At 72.5% G+C, this 17633-nt stretch carries 20 protein-coding genes; 13 read left to right on the top strand and 7 right to left on the bottom strand.

The window, feature by feature from the left end; translation table 11 throughout:
• Positions 1-184: 184 nt before the first annotated feature.
• Complete coding sequence (locus ABD691_RS31470; RefSeq protein ID WP_344685978.1) at positions 185-901, bottom strand: hypothetical protein; 717 nt, start codon at positions 899-901, stop codon at positions 185-187.
• Positions 902-1137: 236 nt separating this feature from the next.
• Here ABD691_RS31470 and ABD691_RS31465 point away from each other — a divergent pair, with 236 nt between their 5' ends.
• From ABD691_RS31465 to ABD691_RS31450, 4 genes are all read left to right on the top strand, one after another.
• Positions 1138-2241: a S8 family peptidase gene (locus tag ABD691_RS31465; RefSeq protein WP_344685976.1), complete on the top strand. Its 1104-nt coding sequence runs from the start codon at positions 1138-1140 to the stop codon at positions 2239-2241.
• Positions 2242-2328: 87 nt separating this feature from the next.
• Entirely contained in the window at positions 2329-2901 is a 573-nt protein-coding gene (locus ABD691_RS31460) for an RNA polymerase sigma factor (RefSeq protein ID WP_344685974.1), read from the top strand.
• Positions 2901-3377 carry a hypothetical protein gene (locus ABD691_RS31455; RefSeq protein WP_344685973.1) on the top strand — a complete coding sequence of 159 codons (477 nt, stop codon included), beginning with the start codon at positions 2901-2903 and terminating at the stop codon, positions 3375-3377. Before ABD691_RS31460 ends, ABD691_RS31455 begins: the two co-directional genes overlap by 1 nt.
• Positions 3374-5992, top strand: a complete 2619-nt coding sequence (locus tag ABD691_RS31450) for a CHAT domain-containing protein (RefSeq protein WP_344685972.1) — start codon at positions 3374-3376, stop codon at positions 5990-5992. The genes ABD691_RS31455 and ABD691_RS31450 overlap by 4 nt, the downstream gene beginning before the upstream one ends.
• 2 nt (positions 5993-5994) lie before the next feature.
• On the opposite strand, the gene ABD691_RS31445 is transcribed toward ABD691_RS31450, so the two are convergent.
• Positions 5995-7164: a pyridoxal phosphate-dependent aminotransferase gene (locus tag ABD691_RS31445; RefSeq protein ID WP_344685971.1), complete on the bottom strand. Its 1170-nt coding sequence runs from the start codon at positions 7162-7164 to the stop codon at positions 5995-5997.
• Between the two features lie 279 nt (positions 7165-7443).
• On the opposite strand from ABD691_RS31445, the gene ABD691_RS31440 reads away from it, so the two are divergent.
• The gene (locus ABD691_RS31440; protein WP_344686022.1) at positions 7444-8652 is read left to right on the top strand and encodes a DUF445 domain-containing protein; all 1209 of its coding nucleotides are present in this window, start codon (positions 7444-7446) and stop codon (positions 8650-8652) included.
• 309 nt (positions 8653-8961) lie between these two features.
• On the opposite strand, the gene ABD691_RS31435 is transcribed toward ABD691_RS31440, so the two are convergent.
• A complete protein-coding gene (locus tag ABD691_RS31435; protein ID WP_344685969.1) occupies positions 8962-9504 on the bottom strand; it encodes a CGNR zinc finger domain-containing protein in 543 nt (180 codons plus the stop codon).
• Positions 9505-9600: 96 nt separating this feature from the next.
• On the opposite strand from ABD691_RS31435, the gene ABD691_RS31430 reads away from it, so the two are divergent.
• The 7 genes from ABD691_RS31430 to ABD691_RS31400 all read left to right on the top strand — a co-directional run bounded on the left by ABD691_RS31430 (position 9601) and on the right by ABD691_RS31400 (position 13120).
• Positions 9601-9828 (top strand): hypothetical protein, encoded by a 228-nt coding sequence (locus ABD691_RS31430; RefSeq protein ID WP_344685967.1) that lies wholly within the window; start codon positions 9601-9603, stop codon positions 9826-9828.
• Between the two features lie 18 nt (positions 9829-9846).
• Entirely contained in the window at positions 9847-10230 is a 384-nt protein-coding gene (locus ABD691_RS31425) for a VOC family protein (RefSeq protein ID WP_344685965.1), read from the top strand.
• Between the two features lie 84 nt (positions 10231-10314).
• A complete protein-coding gene (locus ABD691_RS31420) occupies positions 10315-10740 on the top strand; it encodes a helix-turn-helix domain-containing protein (protein WP_344685963.1) in 426 nt (141 codons plus the stop codon).
• A gap of 5 nt (positions 10741-10745) precedes the next feature.
• A complete protein-coding gene (locus ABD691_RS31415; RefSeq protein WP_344685962.1) occupies positions 10746-11408 on the top strand; it encodes a hypothetical protein in 663 nt (220 codons plus the stop codon).
• A gap of 103 nt (positions 11409-11511) precedes the next feature.
• Positions 11512-11796 carry a DUF2516 family protein gene (locus ABD691_RS31410; protein WP_344685960.1) on the top strand — a complete coding sequence of 95 codons (285 nt, stop codon included), beginning with the start codon at positions 11512-11514 and terminating at the stop codon, positions 11794-11796.
• Positions 11796-12542, top strand: coding sequence for an alpha/beta fold hydrolase (locus ABD691_RS31405; protein ID WP_344685958.1), 747 nt, complete (start codon positions 11796-11798; stop codon positions 12540-12542). The genes ABD691_RS31410 and ABD691_RS31405 overlap by 1 nt, the downstream gene beginning before the upstream one ends.
• Positions 12543-12562: 20 nt before the next feature.
• Positions 12563-13120 carry a YbaK/EbsC family protein gene (locus ABD691_RS31400; RefSeq protein WP_344685956.1) on the top strand — a complete coding sequence of 186 codons (558 nt, stop codon included), beginning with the start codon at positions 12563-12565 and terminating at the stop codon, positions 13118-13120.
• Between the two features lie 26 nt (positions 13121-13146).
• Here ABD691_RS31400 and purU read toward each other — a convergent pair whose 3' ends face one another.
• From purU to ABD691_RS31380, 4 genes are all read right to left on the bottom strand, one after another.
• Entirely contained in the window at positions 13147-14019 is an 873-nt protein-coding gene (purU, locus tag ABD691_RS31395; RefSeq protein WP_344685954.1) for a formyltetrahydrofolate deformylase, read from the bottom strand.
• Positions 14020-14347: 328 nt separating this feature from the next.
• Positions 14348-15082, bottom strand: a complete 735-nt coding sequence (locus ABD691_RS31390; RefSeq protein WP_344685952.1) for a maleylpyruvate isomerase N-terminal domain-containing protein — start codon at positions 15080-15082, stop codon at positions 14348-14350.
• Positions 15079-15975, bottom strand: a complete 897-nt coding sequence (locus tag ABD691_RS31385) for a class I SAM-dependent methyltransferase (RefSeq protein WP_344685950.1) — start codon at positions 15973-15975, stop codon at positions 15079-15081. The genes ABD691_RS31390 and ABD691_RS31385 overlap by 4 nt, the downstream gene beginning before the upstream one ends.
• Positions 15975-16493, bottom strand: coding sequence for a DUF2505 domain-containing protein (locus tag ABD691_RS31380; RefSeq protein WP_344685949.1), 519 nt, complete (start codon positions 16491-16493; stop codon positions 15975-15977). The genes ABD691_RS31385 and ABD691_RS31380 overlap by 1 nt, the downstream gene beginning before the upstream one ends.
• 37 nt (positions 16494-16530) lie before the next feature.
• Here ABD691_RS31380 and ABD691_RS31375 point away from each other — a divergent pair, with 37 nt between their 5' ends.
• Positions 16531-17631, top strand: a complete 1101-nt coding sequence (locus ABD691_RS31375) for a UDP-N-acetylmuramate dehydrogenase (protein WP_344686021.1) — start codon at positions 16531-16533, stop codon at positions 17629-17631.
• The last annotated feature ends 2 nt before the right edge of the window (positions 17632-17633 follow it).

Raw genomic sequence — 17633 nt, 5'->3', positions numbered from 1 at the left:
GGCGGGTGGGTTGGCAAGGCTCCGGTGCCGCAGGGGCAGTTGCGGCACCGGAGCCGGGGCACCAGCCCGAACGCGTCCCGGCAGGTTCGTGCCGGTGTCAGGCCAGTGGTGCCCGCATCCGGTCCAGCCGGGCGCAGTCGGCGGGACCGGAGTCGTTGCGGTGTGGTTCGGCGGCTCCGCCGGATCAGTCGGGCGAAGCGGGCAGTTCGAAGGGCACCAGCCGGTGCTGCGGGAACGTCTCGTGGTGCACCGGTGCGCCGGGGAACCCGGCGGGCAGCTCCGGGCCCGCGAGCAGGATCGCCGGGGCGATCCGGTGGCCGGCTGCGGCCGTCGAGCCCGCCGTCGAGGTCGACGGCGGTGCCTGCACGGGGACGGTGGGCTGCGGTGCCTCGTCCCCGTTCGTTCGCGGCTGTTCGGCGGGTTCGGCGGGCGCTTCCCGCGGTGGGCTGTTGGCGATGGGCCGCCGCTCCGGCGGGCTCGCGATCCGGACCGGTGCGGGATCCGGTGGGGCGGTCCGAGCCGCGGGCTGTTCGACGTCGTCGGCGGGCGGCTCGACGGCCTCCGGCGGCTCGGTGACCGGCGGCTCGGCCGGGTCCGGGTCCGCGGGTTCGGCGACGTCGGAAAGGTCCAGTTCCGGGGTCTCCGGCTCGGTGACCTCCGGCTTCTCCGGTTCCACCCGGCCGGGCTCGGCGGGCGGTTCGGACGCCTCGAGCGCGACGGCTTCCCTAGTCGCCGCGATCCGCTCGGCCACGTCGACCTCGGGAATCGTGACCGCGGACGCGACGGCGGAGCCGCCGAGCAGGAAACCGGTCGCGACTCCCCCGAGGAAAGCCAGCCGCACGGCCCGGGCGCGAAGCCGGGACCAGCGGCTGCGCTGTGCGCAGGTCCGGGTCACCGTCATCACCGCCCGTCGTCAGGTTCCGCGCCGTATGGTCTCCTCGGCCAGGATGGTCGGCACCTCGCGTCGGCTTCAACCACCCGTACAGGCGGTGTGCTGCCGCCAAATGCAGTGATCACCGGGAAACTTCGGCGCATTCGAATCGTCGGGAAGGTCCTATCACGAGCCGGTCGGGTGATCCCGCAACCCCGGCGGGCGTGTCCGCTGTGGACGGCAGGACCGGTCGGCACAGTGGCGCCGTGGACCGACAGAACCGCTTCTCGGCCGGTGAGCTGCGGGACGGCTGGGCCCGCTACGGGCACGACCTGCTGCTGCACGATCCCGGCGGCCCGGCGGAGTGCCTGGTCCGCAGGGGTGAGCTGATCGCGCGGGCGGAGTTGCTGGACCCGGTGGTGACCGACCTCCGCCGCTGGGTGGACCACGTGCACCACGACGACGACCTGCTGCTGGCGCGGCTCCGGCTCCGTCCCGACGAGCGGGACAGGTGCGTCGACATCGCGCGGGAGCACCGCGATGTCGCGGTCAACCACGTGCACCTGGGGTCGGTGAGCATGTTCGGCGCGCCGGTGATCTGGGGAACGGGAGCGCAGGCGCGCATGGCCGAGCCGGTCGTGGAGCCGCCGCAGTGGGACTGGCCGCAGCGGATCACCGTGGGCGTGCTCGACACCGGTCTCGATCCGCATCCCTGGTTCGAGAGCAGGCCGTGGTTCGAACCCGTCCCCGAAGTCCTCGACGCCGACGACGACTCCGGCCAGGACCGCCAGGCCGGGCACGGGACGTTCGTGTCCGGGATCGTGCTCCAGCACGCACCAGGCGCGGTGATCAGGCCGCGCCGCGTGCTGTCCTCGCTGGGTTTCACCGACGACGTCACCGTCGCGGCCGGCCTCCGCGCGCTCCGGCGGGAACGTCCGGACGTCGTCCTGCTCACCTCGGGCTGCCACACGCCCGACGACCTGTGCCCGCCGATCCTGCAAGCCGAGATCGAGGCGCTCAGGCACTCCGTTGTCGTTGCCGCTGCGGGAAATCAGGCGGTGTCCCGGCCGTTCTGGCCCGCCGCGCTGACATCGGTCGTCGGGGTCGCCGCGATCGGGGATGACGGCGCGCTGGCGGAGTTCTCCAATTCCGGACCGTGGGTCGACGCCGCAGCACCCGGGGTGGACGTGGTCAGCAGCCATGTCCGGCTGCGGCAACGGGGCGAGCGCGACTACGGATTCGCCCGCTGGAGCGGAACTTCGTTCGCCGCACCGCAGGTCGCGGCCGCTGCTGCCGTGGCGCGCCGGGATGGCCACGATGTCGCGGCGGTGCGGGAAATCGTGCGTCGTTGTTACCCGTTCGGGCGGTAAACCGCGCGAAGTGAATCCATACGCGGTCCTCGTTTCTCTTATATCTGGGCAAGTTGATCGATCAGGAGAAACGGAAGGTGAGTCGTCATGCGGGAAATCGGTACCGGACCGGCCTTGGTGCGGCAGATCGCGGGCGGTGATGAGCGGGCGTGGAAGGACGTCGTCGACCGCAACGGCCCAGTCGTTTGGGGCACAGCCAGAGCGTATTCGGCGAACGTGACCGACGCCGAGGACGTCTACCAGGCGACCTGGTTGCTGCTCGCCGAGAACCTCGACCGGCTGCGCAGCCCGGACGCGCTGGCGGGCTGGCTGGTCACGACCGCGCGAAGGGAGTCCATCCGGTTGGCGAAAGCACGTAGCAGGGAAGCCGCGACCGGACTCGATCTGTTGATTTTCGACACCGGTGAGCGGTCGGAGAGCCCGGAGACCAAGGTTCTCCGGTCGATGGCCGAGATGCGGTTGTGGAAGGCGTTCAGCCGCCTGTCGCAGCGGTGTCAGCAGCTGCTCCGGGTGCTCGCGATGGCACCGGACGCCAGCTACGCCCAGGTCAGCGAAGCGCTGGGGATCGCCAGGGGAACCATCGGGCCGAAGAAGGGCCGATGCCTCGCGGTGCTGCGGCAGCAGTTGGACGCGCTTGATGTCACGGAAGGGGCTGCGTGATGAGGATTCGACCTCCCTTCGAACTCCGGGTGCTGCGCGAGCTCTTCCAGACTCGCGACCCCGCACCGGAACGGGCCGTCGAGAGCGCCTACGCGGCGGCGTCCCGGCGCTGGGCCGATCGCGGTGCGGCGGTGCTCCGCCTCATCGGCGATTCGGCTGACACACCGGGGAAAACCCGCACCTCGGCCACCGCCGAGGCACGGGTGCTCACCTTCGCGATGCCGGGCAGTCTGCTGGAAGTGGACCTGGTCCCGACCGTGCAGGGCATGTACCGGGCGACCGGGCTCGTGCTCGCCTCGTCCGGTCAGGGCACGCCGAGCGGCGACGTCGTGCTGCGGCACGCCACCGGCGAATGCGTCGGAGAACTGGACGACCAAGGCGGTTTCGAGGTGGACGACGTCCCGCGCGGCCCGCTGAGCGTGGTGCTGCGGCAGGACGAGGCCGCCCCCGCCGTCACGGATTGGCTGGTCTGTTGAGCGCCGGGACCGCCGTGCTCCCGGCGGGTGACACCAGGATCGAATCCGCGCTCTGGTGGCGGGAACACGCGGGCGAGGTGCCCGAAACGGCGTTGCGGGAAGCGGAGAAGTGGTTGGCGGAACCGGGCTGCGGCCCGGAACTGCGAGTGCTGTCCAAGCACGTCGCCGCGCTCGCGGCGGTCGAGCGCGGACGGCTCCGGGAGGCCCGGCGCTACGCCGTGCAGGGCCTCGCCGTGGCACGCCGGGCCGGACTGGACGAGCGGGTCGCGCAGCTCCGGCTGACGCTGGCGTGGATCGAGTTCGACCGCGGCAAGGCCGACGCGAGCTGGCAGCAGCTCACCGGCGCCGAGCCGGGGCTGCGCGGTCCGGACCTGGCCAGAGCGGCGTGCCTGCGGGGACTCCTGCACTGCCAGGGCGACCGGTTCTACGCGGCGGTGACGCAACTGACCGAAGCCCTGCCCGTCCTGCGAGAAGGAGGTGATCAGCGCTGGGTCGCCAACGCCCTGGCAGGGCGCGGCCTGGCGCGGATGTACTCGAACAGCCTCGACGCGGCGGAGTCCGACCTGGCCGAGGCCGAGCGGATCTTCGCCGACGGCGCCCAGCCCGGCCGCGCCGCCGGGTGCAGGCACAACCGGGGATGCGTGGCGTTCCGCGCCGGTGAGCTGCCACGCGCTCTGCGGTTGTTCGCCGACGCCCTGGCGATGGGCCTGGACACCGACTCGAACCCGGAAGCGCTGGTCGACCGGGCCGAAGCGCTCGCGGCGGCCGGGCTCAACGGCGAGGCCAGGGTCGAGATGGAACGGGCCGCTGGCCGGCTCGCCGGCCGCGGTCGCGAGGTCCGGCTGGCCGAGACCAGGCTCGCGCTGGCAGGCTGCGCGCTCCGGGACGGCGACGCGGAGGCGGCAGCCGAAGCGGCAAGCGAAGCCCGCAGGCTCTTCCGGGCGCACCGGCGCCCGGCGTGGGCGGCGCTGGCCGCCGCCACGGAGTGGCAGGCGAAGCTGGCCGGAGGCCACCGGTCGCGCTCCGCGCTCGCGAGCGCCCGGAGGGCGGGAGTCGTGTGCGCGGGCTACGGGTGGGCGGCGCCGGCGGCGGAGCTGTGGCTGACGGCCGGGCGCGCAGCGCGCGAGGCCGGGATGCGGGCGATGTCGCGGAAGCTGCTCGCGCTCGCGGCGGCGGCGCGCGAAGCGCCGCGGGCGGGAGCGGGGCAGCTGGCGGCGGGATGGTTGGCGCAGGCCCTGCTGGCCGAGCAGGACGGCGATCTGACGAGGTTGTTCGAAGCGTGCGCCGGTGGGCTCAAGGCGATCGAGAGCCATGCCGCGGCCATCGCGGCTTTCGAGCTCCGGGTGCACACGTTCGGCCTCGCCGCGGACCTGGCCGATACCGCGGTCTCGGCCGCGATGCGGGTCGCCGATCCGCTGCTCGTGCTGCGCTGGACGGAGCGGTCGCGGGCCAGCGCGCTGCGCCGCCGCGCGCTGAACCCGCCTTCCGATCCGGAACTGCGGGAGTCGCTGGTGGAGTTGCGCTCCGCGGTGTGCGGTCGTGCGGACCAACCAGCCGCGATGGACGGGATCGAGGAGCTGGAGAGCCGGGTGCGGCGGCGGGCGATGCTGGTCAGCGGGCGGACCGACAGTTCGTGGGCCCGTTGGGGCTTCGCCGACGCCGTCGCCGAGCTGGGCGACTCGGTGCTGCTGAGCTTCTTCGCCAGCCGTGGGCGGCTGCACGCTGTGTCCATCGTGGACGGGAAGTTCGAACTCCACTCCCTGGCGGCGGAATCTCTGGTCGGAGGTGAAGTGGGTCGGCTGCGGAACTTCCTTTCCCGACAGGCGGAAAGACCGAGTCTGCGCGTCCGCGCGGCGTTCGAGGACTGGGTCCGCTCTTCCGCGGAGATCCTGGAGCGGGAAGTCCTCGGGCCGGTTCTTCCCGCGCTCGCGGAGGAACGACCACTCGTCGTCGTTCCCACTGGCAGCCTGCACGCGCTGCCGTGGTCGGCCCTGCCCGCCTGCCGAGGTCGGAGCGTGACGGTCGCACCCTCGTTGCGCTGTTGGCTTCGAGGGGTCGCCGACCTCCGGGAAGGCGCCGGGCGAGACCGTCAGGTCTGGGTTTCCGGACCGGGTTTGCCCGACGCCGAAAGGGAAGTCCGCGCGCTGCACGAGGTCGCCGGTGGCGCACTGCTGACCGGCCGTTCCGCCACCGCGGAGGACGTTCTATCCACAGTGGATGGAGCGGCTGTCGCGCACATCGCGGCGCACGGCCGGTTCCGGTCCGACCAGCCGCTGCTGTCCTGCCTGGAACTGGCGGACGGTCCGCTCTACGGCTACGACCTGGACCGGCTGCAACGCGGTCCGGCGACGGTCGTGCTCTCCGCGTGTGAGGTGGGCCAGTCCGCGATCAGCGGCTGCGACCAGCTCAGCGGGCTGGCCGCGGCGCTACTCGGCCGCGGGACCGCGACGGTGATCGCCAGCGTGATTCCGGTGCCCGACGACCGCACCGCGGCCGTCATGGTCACGCTCCACGCAGCGCTGCGCCGGGGACTCCCACCCGCGCAGGCACTGGCGGAAGCCCAGGCGGAGCACGGCGAAACGGGTTTCGTCTGCCTCGGATACGGAGGTCGCTGATGTCAGCTGAGCTTGTGCAGCCGCTCGACGGCCTCGTTGAGGACCTCGTCGCGCTTGCAGAACGCGAACCGCACGAGGTGCCTGGTCGCTTCGGGGTGGTCGCAGAACACCTGGACCGGGATCGCCGCGACGCCGATGCGGTCCGGGAGTTCGCGGCACAGCTGCGCGCCGTCGGTGAACCCGAGCGGTCGCACGTCGGCGCAGACGAAGTACGTGCCCTCGCTGGAAAGGACGTCGAAGCCCGCCTCCGAGAGGCCACGGGAAAGCAGGTCGCGCTTGCGCTCGAGGTCGCTGCGCAGCTGCTCGGCCCAGCCGAGCTCGTTGCGCAGCGCGTGCGCCACCGCGGGCTGGAACGGCGCGCCGCCGACGAAGGTGAGGAACTGCTTGGCGGAGCGCACGGCCGCGACCAGCTCCGCGGGACCGCAGATCCAGCCGATCTTCCAGCCGGTGGCGCTGAAGCTCTTGCCCGAGCTGGAGATCGACAGGGTGCGCTCGGCCATGCCCGGCAGCGTGGCCAGCGGCGTGTGCTTGCGGCCGTCGAAGAGCAGGTGCTCGTAGACCTCGTCGGTGATCGCGATGACGTCGTTCTCGCGGCAGACCTCCGCGATCACCGCGAGCTCTTCGGCGGTGAACACGGTGCCGGTGGGGTTGTGCGGGGAGTTCAGCACCAGCGCCCTGGTCTGCGGACCGACCGCGGCGCGCAGGGCGTCCACGTCGAGCACGAACCGGTGGTCCGGTCCCTGGGTGAGTCCGACCGTGCGGCGGACCCCGCCCGCCATGGCCACCGCGACCGGATACGCGTCGTAGTAGGGCTCGATCAGCACGACCTCGTCACCCGGCTCCAGCAGCGCGAGCATCGCCGCCGACATCGCCTCGGTGCCGCCGACGGTGACCAGGACTTCGCTGTCGGGATCGTGCTCGCTGCCGTACCGGTTCCTGCGGTGCTCGGCGATGGCGGTCCGCAGTTCGGGGATGCCGGGGCCGGGCGGGTACTGGTTCACCCCGTCGGCGATCGCCTGCTGCGCGATCCGCAGCATGCCCTCCGGGCCGTCGGTGTCCGGGAAGCCCTGGCCGAGGTTGACCGCCCCGGTCTTCCTCGCGAGCTCGGTGATCTCGGCGAAGATCGTCGACGTGAACGGACGCAACCGGGAGGTGAGGGCTGGGGTACGCACGTTTCCGGAGCGTAGTCGAAGGGCGGTGCGCGCAGCAGGTGTCCGATTGGCGGGAACCCGTCGGCGGCGGATGACTCGCGGTGCCCGCGGGACCGGGGCGCCGAGGTGATCCGGAGCGTCGGCGGACCGGTGGGAGCTGCGGTGACCGGGCGTGTCCTCCGTGTCGTGTTTGCGTGGTACGCACGGTGTCACAGCGGAGGACCCTCCCGGCACTGCCACAATCGACGTGTGGAGCGGACTGCGGTTTCCGATGAGGACAAGCGCCGGGGCCTGCGGCGGATGAAGGCGGTGGCCGGCGGGTTCTTGCTGGCGGCCACCGTGATCTACGTCGTCGCGCGCTGGCAGGAGAGCGCGGGCGCGGCGGCCTGGGTGGGCTACGTGCGGGCCGCCGCGGAAGCGGGCATGGTCGGTGCGCTGGCCGACTGGTTCGCGGTGACCGCGCTGTTCCGCCGCCCGCTCGGGCTGCCGATCCCGCACACCGCGATCATCCCGACGCGCAAGGACGCGCTCGGGCAGAGCCTCGGCGACTTCGTCGGCGCCAACTTCCTGTCCGAGCAGGTCGTGCGCGACAAGCTCCGGCGGGCCGGGATCAGCGGACGGCTGGGCGGTTGGCTCAGCCAGCCCGCGCACGCCGAGCGCGTGACCTCGGAGCTGGCGACGGCGGTGCGCGGTGCCGTGCAGGTGCTGCGGGACGAGGACGTCCAGGCGGTGCTGGAGCAGGCCGTCGTGCGCAAGGTCCTCGCCCAGCCGTGGGGGCCGCCGCTGGGGCGCATCCTCGGGCAGGTCTTCGCCGACGGCTCCCACCACAAGCTCGTCGACCTGATCTGCGACCGGGCTTACGACTGGGTCCGCGACAACCACGACACGGTCCTGCGGGTGGTGAGCCAGCGGGCGCCGTCCTGGTCGCCGAAGTTCTTCGACGCCATGGTCGCCGACAAGATCTACGCCGAGGTGCTGTCGTTCGCGTGGGCGGTCAAGACCGACCCCGAGCACCAGATGCGCAAGGCGGTCGACCGCTTCCTAGTCGAGTTCGCCGACGACCTCCAGCACGACCCGAAGACCATGGCCAAGGCCGAGCAGATCAAGCAGCAGGTGCTGGACCACCCCGAGGTGCAGAACCTCGTTTCCTCCGCGTGGGGGACGGCCAAGAAGATGCTGCTCGACGCGGCCGAGGACCCGTCCAGCGAGCTGCGGATCCGGGTGCGGGAAGGGCTTGCCTCGCTGGGGCGGCGGCTGACCGAGGAGCCGGAGCTGCGGGCGAAGGTCGACGGCTGGCTGGAAGGCGCCGCCGTGTACGTGGTGTCCAACTACCGGGCGGAGATCACCACGCTGATCACCGACACCGTCGAGCGCTGGGACGCCGAGGAGACCTCCCGCAAGATCGAGCTGCAGGTCGGGCGCGACCTCCAGTTCATCCGGATCAACGGCACCGTGGTCGGCGCCCTGGCCGGGCTGGCGATCCACACCGTCTCGCAACTGCTGCTCTGAGCCGGGCGGCTGCCGCTCCGAGCGGGTCGCTGCTGTTCCGCCGGGCGGCTGCTGTTCCCGATCCGCAGCTGCTGTTCCGAGCGGGCCTGCCGTTCCGGGTGGCGTGACTCCTGCCCGGAGCGGCGTGACTCTCCGGGTGGCGTGGCTTCTCCCTGCAGCGGCGTGATTCTCCGGGTTGCGTGACTCCTTTGGGCTGCCCAAGCCGGGCCATTGCCGCTGAGCCGCGCCACCGCCGCCCAAGCCGGGCCATTGCCGCCCAAGCCGCGCCACTGCTGTCCCGGCCCGCGCGGCGGCCGATGCGGCCCGGCGTCAGCCGGAGTGGCGCTCCCGCCAGGAGCGGGCCTTCTCCCGGTTCCCGCACACCCGCATCGAGCACCAGGTGCGCGACCGGTTGCGGGAGCGGTCGTAGAACGCCCACAGGCAGTCGTCCGCCGGGCAGATCTTGATCCGGTCCCAGTGGCCCGTGTGCACCAGGTGGATCGCGGCCACCAGCACCGTGCCCAGCGCATCGGTCCCGGTCAGCACCGGCAGGCCCGAGCGCAGGACGACCTGCACCGGCCAGGACGGCGGCACCGCCGGGTCCGGGGTCGTGCGGCCGAGGACCGCCGCCCGCATCGAGTCGCGGATCTCGCGCACCGCTGCTGGCTCCGGAGCCTCGCCGAGCTCCCGCTCGGCGCACCATCTCCGCCACTGGGCGGCGTCGTCGAGGACGTCGGTGGCCTTCTCAGCGTCGCAGGTGTTCAGGAAAGCCAGGACGAGCACTAGGTCGCGGTCGACGTCCAGGCCGGTCGCCTGCTGGGCGGAAGGCCGGGCGGTCTCGGGCGCGACAGCATGGCTGTTCACGAACACCATCGTAAGCCAATAGGAGGTTGCACCCCCGTCGCGTAACCCTCATAATCATCTAGCCAGTTAGTAACCATCTAAACATGAACAGAGGTTTCCAGCGTGATGAACCCGATCCAGATCGACGCATTGCTGTCCGAGAAGCCCAGTCGCGACCGGACCGCGCGGGCCGCCATCGACGCCGAAGTCGACCGTGCTCTGCGTGAGGGCGGCAGGCTGCGGCCCGAGTGGCTCGACCGCTTCGCTCGCTGGTGGGCGTCCGCGGTGCGGGAGCTGAAGCCCGGTGCTGCGGTGGATCCGGGACCTGTTGCCGTGCGCGGTTGCCTGCGCTGACGAGAAGGAGACCGACTGATGAGCACGTCCCTGCGGCTGGCCGCTTTCGCCATCGACTGCCCCGATCCGCGCGCGCTCGCCGGGTTCTACGGCCGCTTGCTCGGCTGGGAGATCGACGAGCGGGCTTCCGGCGACGAGTGGGTGGAGCTCGCCGACCCGGCGGGCGGTGCGCCGCTGGCCTTCCAGCTCGACCCCGGCTACCAGCCGCCGACCTGGCCGGACCGGGCGCGCCCGCAGATGATGCACCTCGACGTGCGGGTCCGGACGCTCGACGAGGGGCACGAGCGGGCGATCGCCGCCGGTGCCGTTCCGCTCCCGCAACCGGAGGACCGGCTCGACGCGAAGTTCCGCGTCTACGCCGATCCGGACGGTCACCCGTTCTGCGTGTGCGCGTGCGAGTGAGCTCCTCGAAAGGGTGCAAGCAGTGTGCTTGCAATAGCTAGCACTCGGGCCTATCGTGGGACTCGACCCGAGAGGTGAGTGCCGGTGGAACGTGTGGACAAGACGGTCAACAAAGCCGTGAACCAGGCGGTCAGCGACCTCGGCTCCTACATCCGGGCGCAACGCGGCAACGCCCAGATCTCGCTGCGGCAGCTGGCCAAGAAGGCCGGAGTGTCCAACCCGTACCTCAGCCAGGTGGAGCGCGGTCTGCGCAAGCCGAGCGCGGAGATCCTGCAGCAGATCGCCAAGGCCCTGCGGATCTCCGCCGAGGCGCTGTACGTGCAGGCCGGGATCCTGGAACGCGCCGAGGCCGGGCCGGTGGTCGACGCGATCCGCGCCGACACCGGTCTCAGCGAGCGGCAGAAGCAGGCGTTGCTGGAGATCTACGTCTCGTTCCGGCGTGAGCACGCGGACTCCGGCGAGGCATCCCCCGGGGAAACCGAGACCACCGAACCGCGATTCGAGGAGTGAACTCCATGCCGACCCTGCCCAAGTCCGAGGACGTGCAGAAGATCCGCGAGCAGGCCGCGCACGCGCTGGAGGGCGCCGTCGGCCAGGCCCGCCAGCCGCTGCTGGCCGCGCTGGGCGCGGGCGACCTGGCCGCGCAGGCGGTGAAGGACGCGCTCGGCCGCATCCGCACCGAGCTGGACAAGCGCGCCGAGTCCGCCCGCGCCGACCTGCCGTCGGACCTCAACGAGCTGCGCGAGCAGCTCGACCCCGCCGAGCTGCGCAAGCGGCTCGACGCCTACACCCAGTCCGCGGTGAAGCTCTACGACTACCTCGCCGAGCGCGGCGAGGGCGCGCTGGAGCGGATCCAGGCCCAGCAGCCGGTCCAGCGGGCCCGCACCCAGGCCGAGACCGCCCAGGAGAAGGTCGGCGAGGTCGTCGAGGACGTGCGCGACCTGGCCGACGACGTGCTCGGCAAGGTCACCCGCACCACCCGCAGCTACGGCGAGAAGGCCGCCGAGCAGACCGAGCAGGCTGCCGAGGAAGCCGCCGAGGCGGTGCGGGAGGCCGGCGACAAGGCCGCCACCGCGACCCGCAGCACCACCCGCAAGGCAGCTGCGAAGACCTCCGCTGCCAAGACTTCTGCCCCCAAGAAGTCGGCTGAGAAGACCGAGAAGAGCACCGAGAGCTGACGGCGATTCCGATGCGGACCGGTCGCCGGTCCGCATCGGATCCCGCAGCCGCCCACGCGCACGTGGGTGCCGCTCGGGAGGCCGAGCACGTAGGGTGGGTGACGTGGAGCTGGCGTTCTGGACCCTGCTGATCATCTGGGGAGCAGGCATCCCGGTCGGGATCTACGCGTTCGTGCACGCTGCGTTGCAGCGCGCGGACGCGTTCACCGCGGCCGACAAGCTGTCCAAGCCCGCCTGGCTGGGTATCACCGGCGGCGGCGCACTGGTGCTGATCCTGTTCCGGGGACCGATGACGATCTTCTGGATCGCGGGCATGGTCGCCGTGCTCGTCTACATCGTCGACGTGCGTCCCAAGGTGACCGAAGTCCAGAAGGGCAGCTCCTGGTAGTGGCCGCGACCCGCACGCTGCACGGCCGCGGTGCTCCGGTCACGCTCGTCGCGCACGGTCTGGGCGCGACCGAGGGCGAAGCCCGCATCCCCGCTTCCGGACTTCCCGGCACGCGCGCCGTCCTCAGCCTCCCCTCGCACGGCAAGGCGCCGGACGCGCCGCCCGGCTACTGGGACTACGGACGCGTCGCCGCCGATGTGCTCGCGGTAGCCGACGAGGTGCAGGCCACCCGTGCGGTCGGGGTGTCGCTCGGCGCGGGCGCGCTGACCCGGATCGCCGCCGAGCACCCGGACCGGTTCGAGCGGCTGGCGCTGCTGCTGCCTGCATCGCTGGACCGGCCGCGCGACATCGCCGCGATGTGGGCGTTCGAGCGGCTGGCGGACGCCGTCGCGGCGGCGCCGTCGGACGGCGGTGCGAGCCTGCGCGCGGCGGTGGCCGCCGAGGTGCCGGAGGGCATCGAGGTCGGCGACCACGTCGACCGCCGCGCCGAGGCGCTGCTGCGGCTCGAACCCGCGTTGCGGGCGCTGCCCGAGCGGTGCGCGGTCGAGGACGCCGCCGCGCTCGCGGCAGTTACCTCCGAGGTCCTGGTCATCGGCGCCACGGACGATCCGCTGCACCCGGCCGAGGTCGCCAAGGCGGTGGCCGCGGCGTTTCCGCAGTCGCGGCTGGAGATCCTCCAGTCGCCCGCGCCGATGCTGACGCACCGCCGGGAACTCCGCGCGATGCTCGTCGACTTCCTGCGCTGACGCGCTTGTATCGTCACCGCATGGGAGTCGATTGGTCGCCGGCAGCGGGAACGCTGGAAGTCTCGCCCGCGCTGGAACACCTTGAACTGCTCGCCGATCCGGTCGCCGCCGCCGTCCGCGGTCTCGACCCGGAGGAGGCCGCGCGGGTCGGCGTCACCGAGATCGACGCGGAGCTGGCCGACACCGCCGAGTTCTGCGCGAAGTACGGCTCGCCGCTGGAGCTCTCCGCGAACTGCGTTGTCGTGGCGGGCAAGCGCGGCGGCGAGGTCAGGTACGCGGCGTGCCTGGTGCTCGCCACCACCAGGGCCGATGTCAACGGCACCGTGAAGCGCTGGCTGGACGTGCGCAAGGCGTCGTTCGCGCCGATGGACGACGCGGTGCGCCTGACCGGCATGGAGTACGGCGGGATCACGCCGTTCGGGCTGCCGGAGGGCTGGCCGGTGCTGGTCGACGCCGCGGTGGCCGCGACGCCGGCCGTGGTGGTCGGCAGCGGGCTTCGGCGCAGCAAGATCATTACCGTTGGTTCGGTGCTGGCCGGGCTGCCCGGCGCGGAGGTCATCGAGGCCCTCGGCCGCTGACCGTCCACTGTGTCCTTGGGGCGGAGTCAGAACACGACGGTGCGCTTGCCGTGGACGAGCACGCGGTCCTCCAGGTGCGAGCGCAAACCCCTTGCCAGCACGAGCTTTTCGATGTCGCGTCCCTTGCGGACCATGTCCGGGACGGTGTCGGCGTGGTCGATGCGGATCACGTCCTGCTCGACGATCGGGCCCGCGTCGAGCTCGGCGGTCACGTAGTGGCAGGTGGCGCCGATGAGTTTCACGCCGCGCTCGTAAGCCTGGTGGTACGGGCGGGCGCCCGCGAACGACGGCAGGAAGCTGTGGTGGATGTTCAGCGCACGTCCCGCCCACGCCTCGCACAGCTCCGGCGGCAGGACCTGCATGAACCGGGCCAGCACGACGACGTTCGGGTCGTGCTGGTCGACCAGCTCGCGCACCCGGCCGAAGGCTTCGGCCTTGCCAGCCGGGTCCTTCGGGAACGGCACGTGGTGGAACGGGACGCCGTGCGCCTCGGTGATCGGCCCGAGGTTCGGGTGGTTGCCGATGACCGCGCGCAGATCCACGTCGAGCTCCCCGGAGGCGACGCGGCCGAGCAGGTCGTGCAGGCAGTGGCCCTCGCGGGACACCAGGACCACCACCCGCCGCCGCTCGCCGGTGTCCCGCACCCGCCACTCGGTGCGGTCGCCGAGCTCGCGCGCGACGGAGGCGAAGCGCGTGCGCAGCTCGTCCACCTCGAACGGGAGCGAGTCGGCGCGGACCTCCTGGCGGGTGAAGAACCAGCCGGTGTCCGGGTCGGTGTGGTAACCGGCCTCGACGATCCAGCCGCCCCACTCGGCGATGAAGCTCGCGATCCGGGCGACGATCCCGGTGCGGTCCGGGCAGCCGAGGCTGATGACGAAGCGGCGTTCAGGAGTGGTCACGGATCAGCATTGTCGCAGGCCGGAGACCGTCCTTTCCGGACACCCGGCCGTTCGCGGCGGGTACTCGATCGAGTACGCCGGGTGCAGCTCGGCGACGGGCCGGGATGCCCGCGGGTTCGGGTGAGCCCGGTGCCGCTTGGCGGCTGGCCGGGATGCTTGCGGGGGCGGGTGAGTTGGGTGTCGTTCGGCGACGGGCCGCGATGCTCGCGGGAGTGGGTGGGCCGGGTGCCGTTCAGCGGCCGGCCGGGATGCTCGCGGGAGTGGGTGGGCCGGGTGCCGCTCGGCGGCCGGCCGCGATGCTCGCGGGAGTGGGTGGGCCGGGTGCCGCTCAGCGGCCGGCCGCGATGCCCGCGAGTGCGGGGTCGCCGGTGACGACCGCGTTGCTGGGGCGGCCCCACGCCTTGCGGTAGACGGCGTCCGCGGTGCCCGCGACGGTGGCGTCCACTTCGTACTCGCCCAGCGCCGCGTCGTGCGGGGCGCTGACCTCCGGCGGCTTGCCCGGGCGGTAGGTCACCAGCCAGGCCCGGCCCGCGTCGGCGGCGTGGTAGAGCACCCGGCCCTCGTGCTGCGAGCCGGACCAGTCCGAGAGCGGCAGCAGCAGCGCGAGCATCTCGTCGATGCCGTCGGCCGCCAGCCGGGGGTCGAACAGCAGCTCGCGCACGTGTTCGCCGGTCGCGTGCTCGGCGTCGAGCCGGTGGATCGCGGTCTCGTGCGCCATCCGGCGCGTCCAGGAAACCGGCGTCCCGCCGGGGAAGAACGACCACACCCGGCGATCCGGGTCCATTGTGGACAGCTTCTCGGCGACCACCGCGAGGTTGCGGTCGAAGGCCGCGAGCGCCTCGTCGAAGTCCTCCGAGACCGGCGCCGGAGCCGGCCGCTCCGCATCCGGTTCGAGGTCGAGGGACAGATCGACCATCGAGTAGACCCGGGCGACGTGGCGGACCAGCTTGCCGACGTCCCAGCCCTCGCAGGTCGGAACCGGCACGCCGGGTCCGGCGTGCACGGCGGCGGCGCGCAGCGCGGCGGCCTGCTCGGCGAATGCGTCGCGGAGGAATGCGCTCATGGCTCGGAGTCTAGGTCGCCGGACCCCGGACCCGGGAGTGTCAGCCGGGGGTCCACCGCGGCCCACGGCACCGTCAGCTCGCCCAGCCGCCAGCGCCGCCTGCGGTCCAGCACCGGCCAGCCCCGGCCGGCCAGCAGCGTCACCGCCTCCGCCCAGCGGGCGCGGGGGCCGAACGGCGCCAGCGGTGCGGCGGTCGCCCAGCAGGCGTCGAGCTCGGAGAGCAGCGCGTGCACCCGCTCGCCCGGGACGTTGCGGTGGATCAGGGTCTTCGGCAGCCGCTCGGCGAGGTCCGACGGCCGGTCGAGGTCCGACGGCAGGCAGGACAGGGTGAACGTCCGCGGGCCGTCCCGGTCCAGGGTCACCCAGCAGCAGCGGCGGCCGACCTCGTCGCAGGTGCCCTCGACCAGCAGCCCGCCGGGAGCCAGCCGCGAGCACAGCTCGTCCCACGCCTTCCACGCCTCCGGCTCGGTGTACTGGCGCAGCACGTTCAGGGCGCGGACCAGCGTCGGCCCCGCCGCGCCGCCGATCCCGGCGGCCAGGCCGGCCAGCTCGAACCCGCCCCGGCGGAACTCCAGAGCGGGCGGATCGGCCACGAGCTTGCCCGCCGCGACCCGCTCCGGGTCGATCTCCAGGCCGAACACGCGGACGTCGGGGCGGACCGGGCGCAGCCGGGACGCCAGCTCGACGGTCGTGACCGGGGACGAGCCGTAGCCCAGGTCGACCACGACGGGGTCCGCGGCGTCGCGAAGCGCGCCCGCGACCCACGGGGTGCCCGCGATCCAGCGGTCGATCCGGCGCAGCCGGTTGGGGTTGGTCGTGCCGCGCGTCGGCACCCCGAGCGCGCGGGCGCGGCCCGCGGCCAGCCTGGGCGCGCGCTTGCGAGGGGTGGACATCAGCTGTGCCGGGACAGCCAATCGGAGGTGAACTTGGTCTCGGCGACCAGCAGCTTCTGCACCTGCTCGGCGACGAAGTCCTCCAGCTTGCCGCCGACGAAGGGCACGTTGACCTTCACCGTGCCGTCCACCACGAACTCGCTGACCCGCCCCTCGGCGGGTTCGGCCAGGTCGCGCAGCCACATCGAGCCGGTGATCGAGCACGGCGCGCCGGAGATCTCGGCCGCGATCTCGCCGGTGTAGTGCCCCTCCTCGGCGCACCGCCACGACTCGCTGCGGTCGATCATCAGGTCACCGCCGACCACGGTGCGGGCGATCGGCGGCAGCGACTCCGCGGGCACCCCCTGGCGGACCTGGAACCGCACGTCGTCGCCGGTCGCGTTGTGCTCGACCAGCTCGGTCTTCTGACCGCCGATCTCGGCGAGGCGCTGCTGGAGGTAGTCGACGTCGATGAGCGCCTCGTACACCCGAGCTGCGGGCCATTCCGAGGTGCTGCGGTGCTCGATGCGGCGTGCCATGCAGCGGAGGTTACCTTTGGCAACCGTGAAGCCCTTCATGTCCGGTGCCGGAGGAACTCCCGGCGGCACCCCCCTGACCGGTGCGTCTCCGCTAGCCGGCCACACCACGCTGCGGCTCGGCGGACCCGCGGCCGAGCTCGTGGTGGCCGACCACCCCGACGTCCTGACCGGGGCGGTCCGGGACGCCGACGCGGCGGGGCGCAGGCTGCTGGTGCTGGGCGGCGGGTCGAACCTGGTCGTCGCCGACGGCGGGTTCGACGGGCACGTCGTGAAGATCGCCACCAGGGGTGTGCGGTTCGACAGCGTCGGCGACGGGCAGGTGCAGCTCACCGCCGAGGCGGGCGAGGACTGGGACGCGGTGGTCGCCGAGACCGTGCGGCAGGGGCTCGGCGGCCTGGAGTGCCTGTCCGGCATCCCCGGCCTGACCGGCGCGACCCCGGTGCAGAACGTCGGCGCCTACGGCGTCGAGGTGTCCGAGATGCTGGTCTCGGTGGACCTGCTCGACCGCCGCAGCGGCCAGGTGCGCACCGTGCGCGCCGAGGACCTCGGCCTGACCTACCGCAACAGCGTCCTCAAGCACAGCGACGCGGCGGTGGTGCTCCGGGTGCGGTTCCTGCTGCGCGACGGCGGGTTGTCGGCGCCGGTCCGCTACGCCGAGCTGGCCCGCGTGCTCGGGGTCGAGATCGGGGACCGCGTGGAGGTCGCCGCCGCGCGGGAAGCCGTGCTCGCGCTGCGCAAGGGCAAGGGCATGGTGCTCGACCCGGCCGATCACGACACGTGGAGCGCCGGATCCTTCTTCACCAACCCGATCGTGGATCAGGCCGACCTTCCGGGGGTACTGGACCGGATCGTGGCCCGGGTGGGCCCCGACCAGCGGATTCCGCAGTTCCCGGCGGGTGACGGGCGGACCAAGCTCTCGGCCGCGTGGTTGATCGAGCGGGCCGGGTTCGGCAAGGGACATCCGGGTCCGGGCGGCCGGGCCAGGCTGTCGACCAAGCACACGTTGGCGCTGACCAACAGGGGTTCTGCCAGCACCGAGGACCTTCTCAGCCTTGCGCGTGAAGTTCGGGACGGGGTCCGCGAGCGGTTCGGCGTGTCCTTGGCCCCGGAGCCGGTCCTGGTGGACTGTGCCCTGTAGCA

The organism is Saccharopolyspora taberi (assembly GCF_039534165.1).
Classification (GTDB): Bacteria; Actinomycetota; Actinomycetes; order Mycobacteriales; family Pseudonocardiaceae; genus Saccharopolyspora_D; species Saccharopolyspora_D taberi.
Note: the sequence above shows the minus strand (reverse complement) of the source record. Positions and strands in the feature narration are given on the sequence as shown.